Origin of the sequence: Pseudarthrobacter sp. NPDC058329 (assembly GCF_042879835.1) — a bacterium.
Classification (GTDB): Bacteria; Actinomycetota; Actinomycetes; order Actinomycetales; family Micrococcaceae; genus Arthrobacter.
In genome coordinates, this window is the sequence record NZ_JBHVZR010000003.1 from 220,072 (window position 1) to 240,255 (window position 20,184).

The 20,184-nt window shown below is 65.3% G+C and carries 16 protein-coding genes; 7 read left to right on the top strand and 9 right to left on the bottom strand.

The genetic code is table 11. The features are described from left to right. The first annotated feature begins 119 nt into the window (after nucleotides 1-119). From ACFVYC_RS07130 to ACFVYC_RS07140, 3 genes are all read left to right on the top strand, one after another. The gene (locus ACFVYC_RS07130; protein ID WP_387548569.1) at nucleotides 120-1,757 is read left to right on the top strand and encodes an ATP-binding protein; all 1,638 of its coding nucleotides are present in this window, start codon (nucleotides 120-122) and stop codon (nucleotides 1,755-1,757) included. A gap of 18 nt (nucleotides 1,758-1,775) precedes the next feature. Beyond that, entirely contained in the window at nucleotides 1,776-3,308 is a 1,533-nt protein-coding gene (locus ACFVYC_RS07135) for a putative bifunctional diguanylate cyclase/phosphodiesterase (protein ID WP_387548416.1), read from the top strand. Between the two features lie 172 nt (nucleotides 3,309-3,480). After that, nucleotides 3,481-4,545, top strand: coding sequence for an EAL domain-containing protein (locus ACFVYC_RS07140; protein ID WP_387548419.1), 1,065 nt, complete (start codon nucleotides 3,481-3,483; stop codon nucleotides 4,543-4,545). Between the two features lie 103 nt (nucleotides 4,546-4,648). On the opposite strand, the gene ACFVYC_RS07145 is transcribed toward ACFVYC_RS07140, so the two are convergent. Next, a complete protein-coding gene (locus ACFVYC_RS07145) occupies nucleotides 4,649-4,930 on the bottom strand; it encodes a DUF6480 family protein (RefSeq protein ID WP_387548422.1) in 282 nt (93 codons plus the stop codon). A 135-nt stretch (nucleotides 4,931-5,065) separates the two neighbouring features. Between ACFVYC_RS07145 and ACFVYC_RS07150 the strand changes: the two genes are divergently transcribed. Continuing rightward, entirely contained in the window at nucleotides 5,066-5,509 is a 444-nt protein-coding gene (locus ACFVYC_RS07150; RefSeq protein ID WP_387548425.1) for a hypothetical protein, read from the top strand. Here ACFVYC_RS07150 and ACFVYC_RS07155 read toward each other — a convergent pair. The 6 genes from ACFVYC_RS07155 to ACFVYC_RS07180 form a co-directional block, all read right to left on the bottom strand. Beyond that, the gene (locus tag ACFVYC_RS07155) at nucleotides 5,506-6,318 is read right to left on the bottom strand and encodes a glycerophosphodiester phosphodiesterase (RefSeq protein WP_387548428.1); all 813 of its coding nucleotides are present in this window, start codon (nucleotides 6,316-6,318) and stop codon (nucleotides 5,506-5,508) included. The two genes, ACFVYC_RS07150 and ACFVYC_RS07155, sit on opposite strands and share 4 nt — an antisense overlap. Nucleotides 6,319-6,372: 54 nt before the next feature. Next, a complete protein-coding gene (locus ACFVYC_RS07160) occupies nucleotides 6,373-6,621 on the bottom strand; it encodes a hypothetical protein (protein WP_387548430.1) in 249 nt (82 codons plus the stop codon). A gap of 97 nt (nucleotides 6,622-6,718) precedes the next feature. Beyond that, entirely contained in the window at nucleotides 6,719-7,537 is an 819-nt protein-coding gene (locus ACFVYC_RS07165) for an HAD family hydrolase (RefSeq protein WP_387548432.1), read from the bottom strand. Between the two features lie 9 nt (nucleotides 7,538-7,546). Further along, entirely contained in the window at nucleotides 7,547-8,356 is an 810-nt protein-coding gene (locus ACFVYC_RS07170) for an IclR family transcriptional regulator (protein ID WP_387548435.1), read from the bottom strand. Between the two features lie 99 nt (nucleotides 8,357-8,455). Next, the gene (locus tag ACFVYC_RS07175; protein ID WP_387548438.1) at nucleotides 8,456-9,712 is read right to left on the bottom strand and encodes an aminopeptidase P family protein; all 1,257 of its coding nucleotides are present in this window, start codon (nucleotides 9,710-9,712) and stop codon (nucleotides 8,456-8,458) included. 60 nt (nucleotides 9,713-9,772) lie between these two features. Then, on the bottom strand, nucleotides 9,773-11,128 hold the full coding sequence (locus ACFVYC_RS07180; protein WP_387548441.1) for an MFS transporter: 1,356 nt from the start codon (nucleotides 11,126-11,128) through the stop codon (nucleotides 9,773-9,775). 481 nt (nucleotides 11,129-11,609) lie between these two features. Here ACFVYC_RS07180 and ACFVYC_RS07185 point away from each other — a divergent pair, with 481 nt between their 5' ends. The 3 genes from ACFVYC_RS07185 (at nucleotide 11,610) to ACFVYC_RS07195 (ending at nucleotide 15,817) form a co-directional block, all read left to right on the top strand. After that, on the top strand, nucleotides 11,610-12,695 hold the full coding sequence (locus tag ACFVYC_RS07185) for an S-(hydroxymethyl)mycothiol dehydrogenase (protein ID WP_387548444.1): 1,086 nt from the start codon (nucleotides 11,610-11,612) through the stop codon (nucleotides 12,693-12,695). Further along, nucleotides 12,695-13,315: an MBL fold metallo-hydrolase gene (locus ACFVYC_RS07190; protein WP_387548447.1), complete on the top strand. Its 621-nt coding sequence runs from the start codon at nucleotides 12,695-12,697 to the stop codon at nucleotides 13,313-13,315. The genes ACFVYC_RS07185 and ACFVYC_RS07190 overlap by 1 nt, the downstream gene beginning before the upstream one ends. 147 nt (nucleotides 13,316-13,462) lie before the next feature. Next, nucleotides 13,463-15,817, top strand: coding sequence for an FdhF/YdeP family oxidoreductase (locus tag ACFVYC_RS07195; RefSeq protein ID WP_387548450.1), 2,355 nt, complete (start codon nucleotides 13,463-13,465; stop codon nucleotides 15,815-15,817). 201 nt (nucleotides 15,818-16,018) lie between these two features. Here the strand turns inward: ACFVYC_RS07195 and ACFVYC_RS07200 are convergent, their stop codons facing one another. After that, nucleotides 16,019-17,473, bottom strand: coding sequence for a DUF222 domain-containing protein (locus ACFVYC_RS07200; protein ID WP_387548453.1), 1,455 nt, complete (start codon nucleotides 17,471-17,473; stop codon nucleotides 16,019-16,021). Between the two features lie 194 nt (nucleotides 17,474-17,667). Further along, entirely contained in the window at nucleotides 17,668-20,175 is a 2,508-nt protein-coding gene (locus ACFVYC_RS07205) for an FAD-dependent oxidoreductase (RefSeq protein ID WP_387548456.1), read from the bottom strand. Nucleotides 20,176-20,184 lie beyond the last annotated feature (9 nt).

Consider the following 20,184-nt stretch of genomic DNA (forward strand, 5'->3'; position numbering starts at 1 on the left):
ATCCGCGCCGCTGTTCTTTCGTCACTCTGGCCGGATGTACAACTTCTACGGGTTCATCCAGCCTGCGTCGCCCTACAATGTACTCAACTGGGAGCGAAGGGGGCATTGTGACGGCTGACATGCCGTGGGACTCGGCTGTGCCCCGGACCGCTGTGATGGCGGACCCCGACGGCGCAAGGCTGGCGGTTAATGCGCAGGCTCTTCGCGATGCCGGCTACGAGGTACGTACCGCAGGGGATGCGGGCGGGCTGGCCGCCCTGCTGGAGGCAGGCGACCCATCGGTGCTGGTGGTTGACACTTCCTTTTCTGCGGTGGAAGCAGGAGCTCCCGTCCTGGTGATGGTGGACCTGGACAGCCCTGCTGAACTCGCGGCCATGCAGCCTCCCGGCATTCACGACTGCATAGCTAAACCTGTGCCGCCTAAAGAACTGGTGCACCGGGCCACGGCACTCATCAGGCAGGTTTCCCGGCGTGCCGCGGCCCGGCAGGAAGCCGAAGGTCTCCGTGAGCAGTTGCGCCTGGTGTCGGCGGCCGTCCGTGGCACCAATGACCCGCAGGAAATTGCCCGCCTGGTAGTGGAGGGCTTCGGCAGGACGTTCAAAGCGGACCACGTCCGCCTCACCACTTTTGAGGACGAGCGGGTCCCTCCGATCACCGCCACGTGGACCAAACCGGGGCTTAAAAAGCTCCCGGCTGAGGCGCTTCCGGATGAGGACTCTGCCCGGCACACGGCCGACATGCTCTGGGCAGCGGCCGAAACGCTTTCCTTCGACGGCTCCGAAGAGGACTCAAGGGCAGATGAAGCATCCAGACCACCGCGCCTTGCCCCTGCGGCGTCGCTGCTCGCCGTGCCGATGGGCGACGGAAGCTCCTCGCTGGGCATCATCTGGATTGTGATGCTGGACCAGCCGCGGCAATGGTCCCGCGCCGAGCTTGGACTGATCCAGCACGTGGCGGGAAACGCCGCCCACGGACTGATTCAAAGCCACCTGATCAGCAGCCAGCAGCAGGTGGTGAAACAGCTCCAACAGCTCGACAAGGCGAAGACAGACTTCCTTGCCACCGTCAACCACGAGCTGAGGACACCGCTGACGTCCATCATGGCGTACCTGGATATGATCCAGGAGAGCACCTCGCAGCCGGTATCCCCCGAAGTCCACCAGATGCTGGACATCGTGGTACGGAACACGGAACGGCTCCGGATGCTGATCGAAGACATGCTCAGCGTTTCCCGCAATGGCCTCGATGACAAACTCATGCATCTCACTCCGGTGCGACTGGGCCAAACCCTGGACCTGGTAGCCGGCGCGCTGCGCCCCCTGGCGCAACTGCAGAACGTAACCATCGCCGTCGACGCCCTCCCTGAGGATCCCGAAATCCTCGCGGACGAGGTACAGCTGCAGCAGGTGTTCACCAACCTGGTGTCCAATGCCATCAAGTTCACGCCCAGCGGTGGCCGCATCGAGGTGGGCAGCGAGTCGCACGCGGCGGCAGACGGCACCAGGTGGGCCACTGTCAGCGTCGCGGACAACGGCATTGGCATCTCCAGCGAGGAAATCGACCACGTCTTCACCCGCTTCTACCGTGCCTCGAACGCCATGTCCGGGGCAATTCCCGGAACCGGACTGGGCCTGGCCATCACCAAGGACATCGTGGCGCGCCACGGCGGGCACATTGACGTAGCATCCATCCTGGGCTCAGGCACTACGGTCACCGTGAGCCTTCCGCTGGATTCCTGCCGCAACCGGGCCAACTGAGCACGGGAAGGAGGACCGATGTTTGCTGACAACGACCCCCGGCTCTCCCAGCTGCTGGAGGGCATAGTCCGGCTGGCGTCGGGAGACCTGAGCTCCCGGATTGAGGTGTCCGAAGCCCGTGACGAGCTCGACGCCATCATCATGGGCACCAACCTCCTGGCCGAGGACCTGCAGATTATTTACGAGGAACTTGAACAGCGGGTGCAGGTGCGCACGCAGCTGCTGCACGAGGCCCATCTGGAAATGCGAAAGATGGCCATGCAGGACCCGCTGACCGGCCTGGCCAACCGCTCGGCGCTCATCGAGGCTTTGCGCGCCGCGATCGCCGATGACGAAGCTGATGAAGGACCCGTCATCCTGCTGCTGGACCTCGACGCGTTCAAGAGCATCAACGACAGCCTGGGCCATACCGCCGGGGACAACGTCCTGATCACGGTGGGGGAACGGATCCGCGGCGCGGTGCGGACCACCGACGTCGTGGCACGCCTCGGTGGGGACGAGTTCGCGATCGTTATGCCTGCGGTCTCGTCGGACCAGGCGGCCATCGTGGGGCACCGCATCCTTGCGGCACTGAGCGAACCGATTGAGCTGCCGGGGCGAAGCGTGCGCTGCGGCGCGAGCATCGGGCTAAGTATCTGCGGTGGCGGTCAGACCCCCGAGGACATGCTGATGGAGGCCGACGTCGCCATGTACGCCTCTAAGGCCGAAGGCCAGAACCGGCTCCACCGGTTCGAGCCGGGCCTCCTGCTGGTCCGCAGGCTCCGCAGCCAGCTCGTGGAGGACCTTCGGGCTGCGATTAAGAGCGACGGACTGACGCTGCACTACCAGCCCGTCGTGGAGCTCGGTTCCGGCCGGATCGAAGGCGTGGAGGCCCTGGTCCGCTGGAACCACCCGACGCGCGGGCTCATCATGCCCGATGAGTTCATTCCACTGGCCGAGGATGCCGGGCTGATCTCCGAGCTTGGCCTGTGGGTGCTTCGCACGGCCGTGCGCCAGCTTAAGGACTGGATAGACGGGTCCCTGGTGGACAACCATTTTTCCGTGCGGATCAATATCTCCGCCACCGACCTGCAAAGCCTGCAGTTCATCGAGGACGTGCGGAATGTCCTCAAGGAAACCCGTGTCCGGCCGGAGCAGGTGGTCCTGGAACTGACGGAAGTGGCCATCGTCAAGGGCAATGAGCTGGACCGCTACTCGCTGGGCGGGCTGCGCGGCCTTGGTGTGGGAATCGAGATTGATGACTTCGGGACTGGCTACTCATCCATCAGCTACCTGCGCCGGTTGCCGGTGGACCGGGTGAAGGTGGACCGTTCCCTGATCAACGGACTTGGTACCGATCCAACGCAGCCGGCCCTGGTGGCAGCTGTTTTGCAGCTTGTCCGCGCCTGCGGCCTTGAGGCTGTTTGGGAAGGCGTGGAGACGGCGAAACAGGCTGAGATACTCCGCGGCCTGGGCTGCCTCAGCGCCCAGGGCTATTACTTCAGCAGGCCTGTCCCGCCGGAGCAGGTTCCCGACCTGCTGGCGGCCCAGCCGGAAAGCGCGAAGCAGTAAAGCGAAAACTACTGCGCTTTTCGCCTCCCCGATATACGATCATCGTGCTGGGTCTGATTTTCGTCGCCGTGAGCAATAGCGGCCTGCCAGCAGCATGGGACTTTAGAAGCGGTTGGAAATTGAACAAAATAGGGCCATTGGGTCATTACTTCGTCAACTGGGGGCGTAGCTAATGTCGGTTCGTGTACAGGCTTGGGGAATCATCGCCTCTGTTTTGGCGGATCCGGATCCATCCGGAGCCGCCGTCCGGCAGCGACTTAGCAACAGCCTCGATGAGAACCCCGGCGTGCCCGAAAGGGCTTTGTTGGAGTACTTACTGGAAACGCGGCGCAGCGACGCCAACACCGTTGAAACGCTGGACAGCGCCCGGAAGATGCGCCTTCAACCGGCGGCCCTCCCGCCAAAACTCGCTGAGCAGGTGGACGCCATCCGCAGCATGTCACGCATCAGCGCGCTGCTCGAGAGCCAGATGCTGATGACGGCGTTCCAACCCATTTACGGGCTGGCTGCGCAAACCGTGGTGGGAGTCGAGGCACTCTCCCGCTTCGTCAGCGACGACGGCGCCGCCGCGGAACTCTGGTTCGCAGAGGCCGCGGCTGTGGGCCTGGGTGCGAACCTGGAATTCTCAGCCCTCGGATCCGCCGCGGCCGCCGCCAGGGATCTTCCCCGGGACCTCTACGTGTCGCTCAACATTTCGCCTACGTCATGCCTGGATCCACGCCTTCCGGATCTGTTCCAGCACATTGACCTTCCCATCAGCCGCATCGTGCTTGAACTGACGGAAACCATCAGCGACGAGGAGTACGCGCAGTTCGTTTCCGCCATCAACCCGCTGCGTGAAAGGGGCCTGCGAATCGCGGTGGACGACACCCATTCGGGGGCCGGAGCGCTGAGCCGGATGGTTCACCTGCGGCCGGACTTCCTGAAGGTGAGCCGCGACGTCATCGGCGGCGTGGACAATGACGGCATCCAAAGGGCCATGGTTGCGTGCTTGGTGGACTTCGCCGGGCAGATCGGCACCACCCTCGTTGCAGAGGGCATCGAGACGGCCGGCGAACTTAAGGTCCTGACAGAGCTTGGGATCAGTGCCGGCCAAGGCTACCTGCTGGGCCGGCCCTCGGTCCGGCCCAGGGACTGGGCAAGCTGGAACACTACCGTCGATCTGGATGGGCTGAAGCGCCATCTCGTCGGCCCGGAGCAGTCCATTCGGATTTCCCCGCCTGCTGATCCCCGGTGACCGCAGGTCAGTCGCGCTGATCACGCCTGACCTGCGGACCCACGCGGCGTAGCCTGCGGGACCTGGCGGGCTTCTCCTGCTTCGTGCGTTCGCTGCGAACAGGCTATTCGTCGTGGCCCTGGTCGGCGCTCATCTGGTCTTCGGCCGGGGGAGTTTCTCCGGGAGGCACTCCCCCGCCGGGCTCCAGCCCTGTAACGTTGCCGGCCGCCGGGTCCGGATTCGCTGAGCCGGCGGAGTCGCGGCCGCCCTGCCGGCCATCAGCCGAGTCGCTGGTGCCCGGCTGGCTGGCCTCCGGCTGGCTGGCGCCAGGCTTGCTTGCCCCAGGCTGGTTCTTGCCTGGCTGGTCCGGGTTCGCGGGGTCATTTTCCGGATGGTAGCTGCTCATTGTGCTCGTCCTTCCTGCCGGCCATGGTCTGGTACCTCAGCTCTGGACTAATTGTAAGCATGCTGATAATTCTGGAGAGGTAATGTGCCGGAATTCCACCGGGCACGGGCACGCAATGTCAGAAGGAGCAGTCACATGGGTATCGGCGACAGCATCGGCAAGGCAGCAGAGAACGCCATGGAGGACCTGGCAGGAACAAGCAAGCCCACCGGGAATGTGGATGTTCCCGATCCCGCGGATCCCAATGACGACGTGGAAGTCCACTCTTCCCTCAGTGAGGGATCCAACGCCATGGAAGCGGAGAAGCAGAAGGCTCCCGGCTTGAAGGCCGGAGCGGCGCCGGACCCGGTGTCCGAAGCTCCCCTGGGCGGGGACGTCGAGGACGGGGAGGACGGGGAGGCCAGCGGGACGAACGCAACCGGGTTGACCGGCGGCGCCTCTGCGCCCTCCGGCGGCACGGAGGGGGTTCCGCGCGACGTTCCGGGGCCAGCAGGCTTGCCCGACGGCGACCCGGACGAACTGCGCGCCGATCCTTCCGAGGGGGACCAGGACCCGTCCACCAGCACGGGCCGCGGCTAGGACCCCTCAGGATCCGGCCACTCGCCGCGCTCCTGCAGCACGTCCCGGAGGACGTCCGCCCGGTCGGTCACGATTCCGTCCACGCCGAGCTCCAACAGGCGGCGCATCTCCGCGGGATCATTAACCGTCCACACGTGGACCACCAGCCCCAGGGCGTGGGCCCGGCGGACAAAGCCCGGCGTGACCACTTCGATCGCCCCGTACCGCACGGGAACCTGGAGCGCGTGGACGTCATGCAGGATGCGGCGCAGGAGCCACCGGAAGGCCGGGCCCGGGAGCGCCCGGCCGAGCACGGTGAACAGGCCGGCGGAGACAACCCCGGCCGACGACGCCACCGGGCGGCTCAGCAACTTCAGCACCGCCCGCCGTCGCCGGTCCGAGAAGCTGGTGACCAGCACCCGGGAATGTGCCTGATGACGTTCGATGGCAGCAGCGAGGCTCCGCACCGAGCTCCAATCCTTGACGTCCACGTTCAGGCGGACGCCGGGCAGCCCGGTCACCAAATCATCGAAGGTCGGGATCGGCTCGCGGCTGTCAATCCGGGCGCGGGACACCTCTGCGGCAGTGAGGTCGCAGATGCGCCCGCTCCCGTCCGTCACCCGGTCCAGGGTGTCGTCGTGGAAGACGAGCACCACGCCGTCTGCGGTAGTGTGCACGTCGGTTTCGAGGTACCGGTAGCCGAGGTCGACGGCGGCGCGGAATGCGGCCATGGAATTCTCCAGGCCGTCATGGGAAAACCCGCGGTGGGCCATGGCGACAGGCGGCTGGGGACCGGCAACGCCAGGGCTGCTGAAGAACGGCAAACTCACCCTGCGAGCGTACCGAAGGACCAGGCCAATCCGGCGGCCATCAGACGGGGCGCCTTAGATCTCCTCGGGAAAAACCTCAACGCCGTCACTGCAGTGAAGCAGCGTGCGGCCGCGGCCGCCGTCAAGATTAATCCATACTGCCGTATGGTCCCCGGTGATGGTGTCCACCAGGCCGCCGGCCTCGAAGCCGGGCGAGAAGACCACGCGGACGCGGTCGCCCTGGCGCAGCTGCTTCCAATGCGGCGCCGGAGTTGCCCTGCGCAGCGGCATGTCAACAGCGTCGTGCTTGACGTTTTTTGCCATCGTTACCCCTTGAGCCGTAAAGGGGAGGTGTTGGCTCCCCTCGTCCACCGTACGGAGCAGAAGTGAACGCAAGGTGAGCGCCAGCTGTGAGTTGGGCTCAGGGAAGCTTGACGCCCAGTGACGCCAGGCGGGCCTCCAGAACCTGGGCCACGCCGTCGTCGTCAAAGTGGGGCGCCTGCTGCCCGGCGGCGAGAATGGCCTCCGGGTGGCCGCTGGCCATTGCATAGCCGTGGCCTGCCCAGCGAAGCATCTCGATGTCGTTGGGCATGTCTCCGAACGCCACAACGTCGGCGGCGTCGATACCCAGCGAGGTGGCATATTCGGCGAGCGTTACTGCCTTGTTGATGCCGGGGAGGCACAGCTCCAGCATTGACACCCCGGGCGAGGAGTGTGTGGCGGCGGCCAGGTGCTCGACGGCGGGCCGCACCTCGGCCAGGAAGTCGTCCGGAGTGCCCTCCCGGACGATCGCCAGGAACTTCACGACGGCGTCATCCGCGGTGAGCGTTTCGGCCAGTGGCGCCGGGGTGAATTCAGAGAGCAGTTCGCTGGACTCGTTTTCGATGAAGCCGGGTTCGAGGTGGAAGCCGGTCAGTGTTTCCGCGGCAAACAGTGCGCCCGGCCGGAGCTCCTTGATGACCCGGCGGATCTCCAGCACCGATTCGATGGCCAAGGCGCGGGCGGACACCAGCTGTTCAGTCTCGAGGTCCCACACCACGGCACCGTTCGAGCAGATGACAGTGCCGGCATGGCCGAGCTGGTCCTGCAGGGGGTGCAGCCAGCGCGGCGGGCGGCCGGTGACAAACACGAGTTCGACGCCGGCATCCCTGCAGGCGTGGAAGGCGCGGACGGTGCGGTCACTGATCTTTCCATCGTGCCCAAGGATCGTTCCGTCAATGTCACTCGCTACCAACCGCATCATGCCAGTCTACGTGGCAGCTTTGGGCACTCGTCCGCCCAGGCGGGCCGTGACCTTCCCGGCCGCGGCCGCGCATGATTCGCCAAGTGCCTGCAGCCGGTCCTGCGATACGCGGAACCGGGGCGCCGGGATCAGGACCGCGGCCACCACCTCGCCGCGGTGATCGCGAACGGGCGCCGCGAGGCCCACTTCATCGATGGAGGTTTCCCCGTAGTTGATGGCCCAGCCACGCCGGAGGTCATCCTTCAACCGCACCAGGTAGGCGTCAAGGCTGGACTCATCTAATCCGGGGTAGGTGATGGCACCGCTGCTGAGCAGGGAACGGACGCGCGGTTCCGGTTCCTGGGCGAGGAAGACCTGCACCGAAGCACTGAGGGCGTCGTTGTACCGCGCCCCGAGCGGGGTGGTGTGCTTGATCTGATGGTGGCTGGCAATCTGCTCCACGCAGATGGCTTCATCACCGCTCCACACCATCAGTGCGCTGGTTTCGCCGGTCTGCTCGGAGAGTTCGCGGAGCACGGGGTAGGCGACGCGGCGCTCCTCGAGTTCCGCCAGCAGGGGTCCGGCCACGGCAATCAGCCCGAGGCCAAGCCGGAACCGGCGGGTCTCGGCGTCCCGCTCCACCAGGTGCTCCTGTTCAAAGGTGGCCAGGATCCTCGAAACAGTGCTTTTGTGCAGCCCCACGCGGCTGGCGATCTCAGTGACCCCCAGGAGCGGCTCGTCCGCCGTAAAAGTGCGGAGGACGGCAATCGCGTTGACGACGACGGAGGCGCCCTTGGTGTCGCCGTTGCCTGTGGTCTCGGGTTCTGTTGCGCTCATGGTGTTACCCATCATTCCCTAAGGGTGGCCGGAAGCGGCGCCAGTTGAGCACTGGCGCCGCTTCACACCTTCGTTGAGCCAGGGGCCCGGTTGGGCCTCTCAGGCTCCGATGATGTTGTACTCGGGGCCGAAGGGGAACTTGGTGATGTTCTCCGCGCCGTCCTCGCCGACCACCAGGATGTCGTGCTCGCGGTAGCCGCCGGCGCCCGGCTGGCCGTCCAGGACGGTGATCATCGGTTCCATGGAGACCACCATGCCTGGTTCCAGCACGGTATCGATGTCCTCGCGGAGCTCCAGTCCGGCCTCGCGGCCGTAGTAGTGGCTGAGGACGCCGAAGGAGTGCCCGTAACCGAACGTGCGGTTGGCCAGCAGGCCGTGGCCGACGTAAATCTCGTTGAGTTCGGCCGCGATGTCCTTGCAGACGGCGCCGGGCTTGATGAGTTCGAGGCCGCGCCTGTGGACTTCGACGTTGATGTTCCACAGTTCCAGGGAGCGGGCATCCGGTTCGCCGTAGAACAGGGTGCGTTCCAGGGCGGTGTAGTAGCCGGAGGTCATGGGGAAGCAGTTCAGGGACAGGATGTCGTGTTCCTGGATCTTGCGGGTGGTGGCCCAGTTGTGCGCGCCGTCGGTGTTGATGCCTGACTGGAACCAGACCCAGGTGTCGCGGATTTCCGAGTTGGGGAAGGTCCTTGCGATCTCGTGGACCATTGCTTCCGTGCCGATCAGGGCCACTTCGTATTCCGTGATCCCCGCCGTGATGGCGTTGCGGATGGCTTCGCCGCCCAGGTCACCGATCCGTGCCCCGTGCTTGATGACCTCGATTTCCTCGACTGACTTGATCATGCGCTGGCGCATCGCGGCCTGGGCCACGTCCACGAGTGCTGCGGACGGGAACGCGGCCTGGATTTTATTGCGATTATCCAGCGGCAGGGAGTCGTCCTCGACACCGAGCCGGCGGGGATTAATGCCGCGGGTCCGCAGGACTTCCTGGATGGCGAAGATGTAGTTGTCGCGGCGCCAGTCCGTGTAGATGATGTTGTCGCCGTAGCTGCGGCGCCAGGGCATCCCGGCGTCGATGTTGGCGGTGACGGTGACGTTGTCATCCTGGGTGACCACCATGGCGTAGGGACGGCCGAAGGTGGTGAAAAGGAAGTCGGAGTAGTACTTGATGGAGTGGTAGCTGGTCAGGACGACGGCGTCGAGTTCCTTCTCGGCCATGATGCGGCGGAGGCCGGCGAGGCGCCGCTCGAATTCGGTGTCTGAGAACGTGAGACTGACTTTCGCGCCGTTTTTCAGGAACTTGACCCGCTCCAGTTCGGCGACGGACGTTGCGTTCTCGGATGCTGTGGTGGTCATTGTGGTGGTGCCTTTCTTTAGTGCAGTTACTTGAGGAGGGAAGTGGGGAAAGATTGAGGGTTATTCGTGGCGCAGCGGTTCTTTGCAGGTTTCCCTGGAAAGCGCGACGGCGATCAGCGAGATGATTGCCGCGCCCACCAGGTACCAGGCCGGCGCTAGATCGTTGGCGGTAGCAGCGATCAAAAGTGTGGCCATGAACGGGGCGGTTCCGCCGAACAGGGCGTTGGAGAGGTTGAAGCTGACCGCGAAGCCGCTGTAGCGGACCCGCGTGGGAAACATTTCTGCCAGGAAGCTGGGGAGCGTCCCGTCGTTGAGGGTGAGCATGGCTCCCAGCAGGATCTGGACCAGGACGATGACCAGGAAGTTGCCGGTTCCGAGCAGCGCGAACGCGGGCACCGTCAGCACGATGAACGCGACGGAGGCGCTGATGAGCACCTTCTTGCGGCCGTACCGGTCCGAGAGCATCCCGGTCAGGAAGATGAACCCGATGTAGGTGATCAGCGCGATGGTGGTGGCCAGGAAAGATTCCGTTTCGCCCAGTCCCAGTTCGGAGGACAGGTACGTGGGCATGTAGCTGAGGATCACGTAGAACCCGACGGCGTTGAGCAGCACCGCGCCGACGGCCTGCAGCAGTTGCCGCCAGTGGTTCTTGAAAAGGCTGGATACGGGAGCCTTGACGGCATGGTCCTCCTTCGCCATTTCGCGGAACACCGGGGTGTCCTCGAGCTTGGTCCGGATGTACCGGCCAATCAGTCCCATCGGGGCTGCCAGCAGGAACGGCAGGCGCCAACCCCAACTGTGCATCGCATCGGAGCTCAGCAGGACGGTCAGCAGTCCCGCGATCAGGGAGCCGAGGAGCAGGCCCGCCGCGGTACTGGCCGGAACCACCGCAGCGTAGAGGCCGCGCCTGTTCGCCGGCGCGTACTCGACGAGGAAGGCCGAGGCTCCGGCATATTCGCCGGAGGCCGAGAAGCCCTGGACAACCCGGATGATCAGCAGCAGGACCGGAGCCCAGAGGCCGATCGTGTCGTAACCCGGGATGAGCGCGATGCAGAAGGTCGCTCCGGACATGATCAGGATGGACAGCGACAGAGCCGTTCGCCGGCCCACCCTGTCACCAATGTGGCCCCAGACGAACCCGCCGAGCGGGCGGACCAGGAAAGAAATCGCAAACAGGGCAAAAGTCAGGAGGAGGCCGGCCTGCGGATCGGACTCGGGAAAAAAGACTGCCGCGATGGTGACGGCCAGGTAGCCGTACACGGCGTAGTCGAACCATTCGACAAAGTTGCCAATGAAGCTGGCCGCGATAACGCGGCGGCGCGTTTCCTTGCTGACGGCATTGTCAGCGGAAGGGCGGGCGCCGGGCTCCGCGTAGAGCCCCTTGCTGCCGGCCACGGAGGAAGTTTCGTTACTCATGTATCCACCAAAGTTGTTGGGGTTGCATTCAGCGCAACGCTGTTGCAACAGAATATGCGTGACGGATACCACAGTCAACACTTTCTTTGTCCCCGCAATTTAGGCACTACCAGTGGGCCTTGAAGTTCTTCCAGTCAAAGGTTGGAGGTGTGAAACGATGCGAACCGTTGCTTCAGAAGAATCCTCGTTGCACAAATCGACTCCATTCCGAAAGATCGCACGCGTCGGCGGGGCGCAACTGCCGGAGGTTCTATTGACAGCCCCTGTGACGGCTGACATATCCTTCAAGTACGCACTATGTGAATCAAGTTGTGCATTACGCAATTGCGGGGTTCCGCAGCTAAGGGGCCCTGGCGGCGCCGGACCATCCGTTTGGAGCTTTTACCCACCCCTTTGGGTAGCCGCCCAACGGAGCCGCTGCTCCTAGAATGGTTAGTCGGGCCGGGATCGTCGTCCGGCCAACGAAAGGAACACAGGAAACATGGTTCACAAAGTCAAGGCAGTTATCGCCAAGGAAAAGAATGCTCCGGTGTCGTTGGAGACCATCCTGGTTCCGGACCCGGGCCCGGGTGAGGCTTTGGTGGACATCCTCACCTGCGGGGTCTGCCACACGGACCTGCACTACAAGCAGGGCGGCATCGGCGATGACTTCCCCTACCTGCTCGGCCATGAAGCTACGGGTGTGGTGTCCGCGGTGGGCGAGGGCGTCACCGAGGTTGGCCCAGGTGACCGCGTCATCCTGAACTGGCGTGCTGTCTGCGGCCAGTGCCGCGCGTGCGCGAAGGGCCAGCCGCAGTACTGCTTCAACACCGCCAACGCCACCCAGAAGATGACCCTCGAGGACGGCACCGAACTCTCTCCCGCCCTGGGCATCGGCGCCTTCGCGGAGAAGACCCTCGTCGCGGCGGGACAGTGCACCAAGGTGGATCCCGAAGCTGATGCTGCCGCCGTCGGCCTGCTGGGCTGCGGTGTGATGGCCGGCATCGGCGCGGCCATCAACACCGGTGAGGTCAAGCGCGGGGAATCCGTGGCCGTGATCGGCTGCGGCGGCGTAGGCATCGCCGCGATCGCCGGCGCCAAGCTTGCCGGCGCCACCACCATCATCGCCGTTGACATCGACGCCAATAAGGTGGAGATGGCCAAGTCGCTGGGCGCCACGCACGGCATTGACTCCAGCGAAGAAGACCCGATCGAGGCCATCCGGGCCCTCACGGGAGGTAACGGCGCGGATGTGGTGATTGACGCCGTCGGCCGTCCCGAAACCTACAAGCAGGCCTTCTACGCCCGCGACCTCGCCGGCCGCGTGGTCCTGGTGGGCGTTCCGACGCCGGCCATGACGCTGGAACTGCCGCTGCTGGACGTCTTTGGCCGGGGCGGGTCGCTGAAGTCCTCCTGGTACGGCGACTGTCTGCCCTCCCGCGACTTCCCCATGCTCGTCTCGCACTACAAGCAAGGCAACCTGGACCTGGACGCCTTCGTCACCGAACGGATCACCATCGACCAGGTGGAGGAAGCCTTCGGGAAGATGCACGAAGGCAAGGTCCTGCGTTCGGTGGTGGAGCTCTAATGGCTGTCACTATCGAGAACCTGGTCACCTCGGGCACATTTTCGCTCGACGGCGGCACGTGGGATGTGGACAACAACGTCTGGATCGTAGGCAACGACGAAGAATGCGTGATCATCGACTCCCCGCACGATGCCTCCGCCATCATCGACCAGGTCCGCGGCCGGAAGGTCCTGGCCATCCTGCAGACCCATGCGCACAACGATCACATCGGCGCCGCCCGCGACGTCGCTGCGGCCGTGGGCGCACCGATCTACCTCAACCCCGAAGACCTGGTCCTTTGGGAGCAGGTCTACCCCGACTCGAAGCCGGACCGTGAGCTTGTCGACGGCGATGTCTTCGAGGTGGCCGGGGCAACGCTGACAGCGATCCACACGCCCGGCCACTCCCCCGGGTCCACCTGCTTCTACCTCGAAAGCGAAGGCACTGTCTTCACCGGGGACACGCTCTTCAACGGTGGCCCCGGTGCCACCGGCAGGTCCTACAGCGACTACCCCACGATTTTGACCTCCATCCGCGAACGCCTGCTCACCCTCCCGCCCGAGACGGTGGTCCGCACCGGCCACGGCGACAACACCACCATCGCGGCGGAGCGGGCAACGCTGGCGAAGGTTTCGCAGTAGTCCGGTAGTTCGAGAACTGGGCCTGAAGGCGCGCCAAGACGCCTGGCGCGCCTTCGTGGCACCACCAGCAAGCAGTTGGCAAGCAGGAATCTGGACCAACAGGGCAAGACTACAAGCACGACGTATGCCATTAAGGAAGTTGGAACGATGAAGTTCGGCAAGCAGCCCGCCCCTGTGGCGGACATCAATGAGGACAACCTCGAAGTCCACAAGCCCAAAACGGAAGCGGCCGGTGTCCAGGCCGTGATGGTGGCGCTGGAACGCGCGGTGGCCCAGGCCGGGGTGACGCGCACGGCGCAGTCGCTGCTGCGGCTGAACCAGCGGGGCGGGTTTGACTGCCCCGGCTGCGCCTGGCCGGAGTCGGATAAAAAGCGCAAGGCAGCCGAGTTCTGCGAGAACGGCGCCAAGGCCGTAGCCGAGGAGAATACGCTCCGGACGGTCGGCGCCGAGTTCTGGGCGAAGCATTCCATCGCCGAACTCGCCACCAAAACCGAATACTGGCTGGGCAACCAGGGCCGGCTGAGTGAACCCATGGTGATCCGCGAAGGCGAAACCCACTACTCACCCATCTCCTGGGCGGACGCGTTTGGGTTGATCGGCGAACACGTCCGGGCCTCCGCTGCTGAGCGTTGCGTTTTCTACACGTCGGGGCGCACGGCGAACGAGACGGCCTTTATGTACCAGCTGTACGCCCGGGCACTGGGCACAAACAACCTGCCGGACTGTTCCAACATGTGCCACGAGTCCTCGGGCTCGGCGCTGAACCCGACCATCGGCATCGGAAAAGGTACTGTCTCCCTGGACGATATCCATGACTCTGAGCTGATCTTCGTCGTCGGGCAGAACCCGGGCACCAACCATCCCCGCATGCTGTCCGCGTTGAAGGAATGCAAGGACAAGGGCGGCAAGGTGGTGGCGGTCAATCCGCTCCCCGAGGCCGGGCTGTTCAACTTCAAGGACCCGCAGACCGTCTCGGGAGTGGTGGGCGGCGGCACGCCGCTGGCCGATGAATACCTGCAGATCAAGGTGGGCGGTGACCTCGCCCTGTTCCAGGCCCTGGGCCACCTCCTCCTGGCCGAGGAGGAGCGGAACCCGGGATCCGTCGTCGACCGTTCCTTTGTAGAAGCCCAGACGGACGGATTCGATGCCTACCGCGAGGCCCGTGCCGAGCTGGACTGGGAGGAGACGGAGAAGGCCACCGGCTTGTCCCGGGAGCAGATCGAGACCGTGGCCGGGATGCTGATCCGGTCCAAGGCCACCATCTTCTGCTGGGCCCTGGGCGTCACGCAGCAGCCGCACTCCGTGGACACCATCAAGGAAATGGTCAACGTCCTGCTGCTGCAGGGCAACTTCGGCAAGCCGGGCGCCGGCGCCTGCCCCGTCCGCGGACACTCCAACGTCCAGGGCGACAGGACCATGGGCATTTGGGAAAAACCCAAGGAATGGCTCCTGGACGCGCTGGACACCGAGTTCGGAATCCAGTCCCCCCGGCACCACGGCTACGACGCCGTCGAAGCCATGGAAGCCTTCGAACGGGACGAGGTGGACGTCTTTGTGTCCATGGGCGGCAACTTCTCCCTGGCATGCTCGGACACCGAGACGCTTGAAGCCGGGATGCAGCGGATCGGCCTGACCGTGCACATCTCCACCAAGCCGAACCGGTCCCACATCGTCCACGGGCGTACATCGCTGATCCTGCCCACGCTGGGCCGCACGGACAAGGACGACAAGCACCCCAAAGGCGCCCAGTTCCTGTCGGTCGAGGACTCCATGTCCGTGGTCCACTCCACGCAGGGCCGGCTGACGCCGGTCTCGGAGCACCTGCTGGCCGAACCGGTGATTGTGGCGCGGATGGCGGAGGCCACGTTCGGCCCGGACCATTCGGTGGACTGGAAGGGCATGGCAGAGGACTACGACGTGATCCGGGACCACATCGCCCGGGTCCTGCCCGGTTTCGAGGACTTCAACACCCGTGTCCGGACCAAAAACGGCTTTGTGCTGCCCAACCCGCCGCGCGACACCCGCTCGTTCGCCACGGACATCGGCCGCGGCCGGTTCACGGTCAGCCCGCTGGAGTACCTCACCCCGCCCGACGGGCATCTGGTCCTGCAGACCATCCGCAGCCATGACCAGTACAACACCACGTACTACGGCCTGGACGACCGCTACCGCGGCATCTCCGGCGGCCGCCGCGTCATCCTGATCCACCCCGAGGACCTCGCGGAGCTCGGCTTCGAAGACCGGGACCTCGTGGACGTGGTGAGCACGTTCCGCGGGCATGACCGGACGGCGGACAAGTTCCGCCTCGTCGCCTACCCCACGGCCAAGGGCTGCGCCGCGGCGTACTTCCCGGAGGCCAACGCCCTGGTCCACAAGGAGAACGTGGCAAGGGAGTCCAATACCCCCGGCTTCAAGGCGATGTTTGTCCGTTTTGTTCCGCACCTCGCGGAAACCACCGACGCTGAGGTTGCCGGGGAGCTCGAGCCGGCCGCGGCTGGCTAATTTCCGGATGTTCCTCCGGCTCGATCCCTCGGGCGTGATAACGACGGCGACATGCGGCAGGTGCCGTGTGCCGCCGTCGCTGTCTGCCCCGGATGGTTGGACTCCCCCGAGGGAAGCCCCGTTGCTTGAGCATGACCGGTCCCGGTGTTTTGCGCCCGTCGGAACCCGGTGGATCACCAGAAACGCCCATACCCGTGCTGTCTAACCGTGGGCGTGCAGGAACCGCTCGAGTCCTTCTTCTCCCGGGGAGAGCCCGGTGTAGATGAAGTCCGGTGATCCGCCGGTCGCTTCCACGGGCGGGGCCAGAGCATGGGGCCAGCGGGGTGGTTCCCAGTCGTGGTGTTCGGCTTTGTAATGGCGGCCGGTGGGTGAGGTCCAGCCGGGTGGTTCGTGCTGCGTGGCCGTGGTGGGCGTCCAGCCCGTGGCGTGTTTGAGGTGGTGGTGCTTTGGGCAGAGTTGGGCCAGGTTGCTGAGCCCGGTGTTGCCGCCGTGTTGCCACGCGGTGAGGTGGTCGGCCTCGTTGTCCAAAGAGGGGTTGTTGCAGCCGGGGAAGGTGCATCTGCCGTCCCGGAGCTGCAGGGCTTTTTTCATGGCTTTGGTGAGCCGGTAGCTGGTCCGGCCGATCTCCAGCGGGGCACCGTCCCGGGGGTCCACGAGGACCCGGTAGAACGAACCCGCGCCGTTGGCCACCAGGTCCCGTGCCATCGACGACGGGATCGGCCCATACCCGTCCAGCACAGCCGGTTCGTCCGTTAATCCCCGCAGGGAGAATACCGGCACGGTGACCAGCACCTGCGCCCCGATCCCCAATGACGGGTCAGCCTCCATACCGGCGTCGGAGTTATTGCCGCTGCCAAGAACCGCTGCGGCGAACGTGTCGGCCTTCAACTGGGTGAGGGTGCGGGTTTCCTCCGGGCCCTGCATTCCGCGGGCCAGAGCGGTGAGCCGGTTCCAGCCCGCCGACGCCTGGTGGGCGGGCAGGCGGGCGGAGAGCCAGGCCATCCCGTCCCGGTCGGGCCGGTATTCCACCCGCCGGTCCAAGACCCCCTTGGCGTGGCGCTTCTCAATGGACTCCGCGTGGTGGCGTTCCCGCCAGGTTCGCGCTTTGTGGCGGAACCGGTAGGCCGGGATCTCCCCGATCCGGGAGGCCGTGGCCGGCCGCGGGGTGTCCGGGCCCAGGAACTGGGCCTCCAGCGCCGCTGCCCCGGCCCGGTCAAGGCCGGTTGTTTCATCCACCATGACGAGGGCGTGCTGCCAGGAGATGGTCCCGGCCTGCAACGCCGACAGTGTCAGCGGCAACTCCCTGACCAGGGCATGGGACGCGGCCAGGAACGCACCCGCCGCGCGGGGGCCGAGGGCCAGCAGGGCGCCGATTTCCGCGGCAATAGCCATCTCCTGCGCCTGCACCGGCGCGTCCGGCGGCGCCACCGCATCGACGGTATCCGCGTACTTCACCGCAGCCCGGGCCTTCAGACCCGCGAACCCGGCCTCGGCCACACGCGCCCCGGCAAGGATGTCCAGGCACCCATCCCCCAGCCCGGCCAACGGATCAGCCTCCGAAAACGGCTCCGCACCACACCCGTCCACCTCGGCATGAAGCACAGCAAGAGCGGACTTGATGTCCTCAAACGCCTTCGCCACCGCCGCCTTCGCCATATACCAATCATCGTGAGGGGGTCTGACAATTTAGGGGGCAGGACCGTTCCACCCAGCGAGATGGCAGTTAAGAGAAATGTTCGACGCCGGGACGGCCGTCAAGTGCCATCACGCGGGAACACCAAAAACCGGGGGCCGCCACTTCGGCAGCCCCCGGTTTCTCGGCGGGTTTAGGCAGGTTCAACCAGCGCGGGTCAGCCGCGGAGGCGCTCCATGCCCGGGTCGAAGAGCGGCTCGGCCGTGACGGTGGCGGCGATACGCTTGCCGAAGTACTCCACCTCCACCGAATCACCGACAGACACCGACGCCGGCAGCCAGGCGTAGGCGATCGGTTTGCGAACCGAGTAACCGTAGGCCGCGCTCGTTACGTAGCCGACAGCCGACCCGTCCACGTACACAGGTTCCTTACCCAGCACAATGGACGTGCCGTCGTCGACCGTCAGGCACCGCAACGCGCGGGTAGCCGGCTGCTCCTTGCGCGAAACCAAAGCCTCGGCACCCACAAAGCCCGTCTTGTCCTTGGCAATCGAGAAGCCCAGGCCGGACTCATAAGGGTGGTGCTCGGACGTCATGTCCGTGCCCCACAGCCGGTAGCCCTTCTCGAGCCGCATGCTGTTGAAGGCACCGCGGCCTGCGGCAACGATGCCGTGCTCCTGGCCGGCTTCGAACAACAAATCCCACAGCTTCAGCCCGTACTCGGCGGTGGTGTACAGCTCCCAGCCGAGCTCGCCCACGTAGGACAGACGCATGGCCGTGACCGGGATGCCGCCCACCGAGATTTCCTTGGTCCGGAAGTACTTCAGCCCGTCGTTGGTCAGATCGTCCGCGCTGACCTTGCCAATCACCTCGCGGGCGAGCGGCCCCCACAGCCCGATGCAGCAGGTGCTGCCGGTGATGTCGGTGACGTGCACCCACTGTGCGGGGTCGCCGGCTGACTGCTTCCGTGCCTCCACCTTCAGGTAGTCGAAGTCCACGTTGCTGTTCACGCCGAGCTGGAACTCTTCCTCCGCCAACCGGGCGACGGTCACGTCACTGCGGATGCCGCCGTCGTGCTCCAGCAGGAGGCAGTAAGTCACCGCCCCCGGCTTCTTGGCAATGTTGCCCGTGCTGAGCCGGTGCAGCAGCGCCTGCGCGCCGGGTCCGGACACGGACAGCCGCTTCAGCGGCGTCATGTCGTAAAGCCCGACGGCGGTGCGCGTCTTCCACGCTTCGGCCGCCGAGATGGGGGAAGAGAACATACCGGACCACTCGTCCCGCTCCGGAGTCTGCCATTCCGCCGGCAGCTCCTCGAGCAGGCCCCGGTTGGCCTCGAACCAGTGCGGCCGCTCCCAGCCGGCGGACTCCAGGAAGAACGCCCCCAGCTCCTTCTGCCGGACGTTGAACGGACTGACGCGCAGATCACGCGGGGATTCCTTGGGCTGCAGCGGGTGCATGATGTCGTAGATTTCCACGAAGTTCTGCTGGGACGTTTCGCTGACGTAGGCGTCAGAGGTCTGCACCTTCTCGAAGCGTGTGAGCTCGCAGCCGTGCAGGTCGGTGCGGGACCGGCCCTCGATCAGCAGCTCGGCCATGGCCTTGGCCACGCCGGCGGAGTGCGTCACCCAGACGGCTTCGGCAACAAAGAGGCCTTCGAGGTCGGGCGCCTCGCCCATGAGCGGGCCGCCGTCGGGGGTGAAGGAGAAGATGCCGTTGAAGCCGTCCTCGATCGCTGAGCTGCGCAGCGCCGGCAGCAGGTCCTGGCTGTCCTCCCAAGCGGGCAGGAAGTCCTCCAGCGTGAAGTCCAGGCGGGACGGCATGCGGTGGTCCGACATTTCCTCTGCGGAGACCTTCGGCAGGGCGGACATGTCCACGGGCATCGGGCGGTGGGCGTAGCTGCCGATGCCGATGCGGTCGCCCCATTCGCGATAGTACAGGTCCCTGTCCTGGTAGCGCAGGATGGGCTTGCTGGCCACATTGGGAAACTCGTTGACGCCGGCGAGTTCGGGCAGCGGGGTGCTGATAACGTACTGGTGGGCCAGCGGCAGCAGCGGGACTTCCAGCCCCACCATCTTGCCGAGTTCACGGCCCCAGAAACCTGCGCATGACACCACGATGTCCGCCGGGATCAGTCCGTTGCCGGTTTCGACGCCGGTCACCTTGCCGCCCTCCTGGGCGATGCCGGTCACCGTAGTGGAGCCGACGAAGGTCACGCCACGCTCGCTGGAGCGCTCGATCAGCAGCTGCACCGCACGGGCGGCCAGGGCCAGGCCGTCGGTGGGAATGAGCAGGCCGCCCAGGACTTCGCGGCCACCGGTGAGCTTACCGGTGTTCAGGAGCGGGTAGATCTTTTCGCATTCGTCGGCGTCGACGATCCGGCTTTCGACTCCCCAGGAGGTCATCACGCCCATCTTGCGCTTGAGGTCCGCCAGGCGCTCGGGGGTGGTCGCCAGCTCCAGGCCGCCCACCTGGTTGAAGCAGGACTGGCCGTCCTTGCTCAGGGCCAGCAGCTTGTTCACCGTGTAGGTGGCGAATTCGGTCATGGTCCGTGACGGGTTGTTCTGGAACACCAGGCCCGGCGCGTGCGAGGTGGAGCCGCCGGCAAGTTCCAGGGGGCCCTGTTCCACCACCGTGATGTTGGTCCAGCCGCGGGTGGCAAGTTCGTCGGCAAGGTTGGTTCCGACAATGCCGGCGCCGATAATGACAACGCGTGGTGATGCGCTCATGGGTGTTTC